The 268-nt window shown below is 49.3% G+C and carries 1 rRNA gene; it reads right to left on the bottom strand.

The features are described 5' to 3' along the window. Positions 1-37: 37 nt before the first annotated feature. A 5S ribosomal RNA gene (rrf, locus tag BHE89_RS01865) occupies positions 38-154 on the bottom strand. Positions 155-268 lie beyond the last annotated feature (114 nt).

Here is a 268-nt window from a genome sequence, read left to right as displayed (position 1 = left end):
GCCAACCCATTGGGTTGGCTTTCTCGTCTTATTTAATGCCTGGCAGTTCCCTACTCTCACATGGGGAGACCCCACACTACCATCGGCGCTACAACGTTTTCACTTCTGAGTTCGGCATGGGATCAGGTGGGACCGTTGCGCTATGGCCGCCAAGCAAATTCTGTTTTATTACCCGTCACTCACCCTTCAACGGCTCGTCACCAGTAATTATCAATCTTAAACAAGCTTACTTCATCGTTTCGTCTCTCTGACAAAACACCTTCGGTGT

The sequence above is a fragment of the Shigella sp. FC1967 genome (assembly GCF_001743005.1).
GTDB lineage: Bacteria > Pseudomonadota > Gammaproteobacteria > Enterobacterales > Enterobacteriaceae > Proteus.
Note: the sequence above shows the minus strand (reverse complement) of the source record. Positions and strands in the feature narration are given on the sequence as shown.